This is a genomic window from Enterobacter sp. EC_50 (genome assembly GCF_019584525.1).
Classification (GTDB): Bacteria; Pseudomonadota; Gammaproteobacteria; order Enterobacterales; family Enterobacteriaceae; genus Enterobacter; species Enterobacter roggenkampii.
This window is the reverse complement of the sequence record NZ_VDAF01000129.1, coordinates 1-230: the sequence shown is the minus strand read 5'-3', so window position 1 is coordinate 230 and position 230 is coordinate 1. Positions and strand designations below refer to the sequence as shown.

Genomic DNA, 230 nt, shown 5'->3' with positions numbered 1-230 from the left:
CCGGAAATGCCCGCCATCGTCGGCAGAAGGGTGCGAACGAACGCCAGAAAACGTCCGGCCAGCAGCGCAAGCAGGCCGTGTCGGTCAAACATGCAGGTTGCACGCTGATGGTATTGTAGGCCGGGTAAGGCGTAGCCGCCACCCGGCAATTTTTTATCACGCGCTGCAGTACTTCTTCTTAATCACTACCGCGATGGTGCCCACCAGACCCGCCACCAGCAGGAACATCG

Annotated in this window: 1 pseudogene; it reads right to left on the bottom strand. The window is 59.6% G+C overall.

From position 1 onward, the window contains the following. A pseudogene (locus FHC48_RS23330) lies at window positions 1-116 on the bottom strand (DedA family protein); the annotation flags it as partial. Window positions 117-230 lie beyond the last annotated feature (114 nt).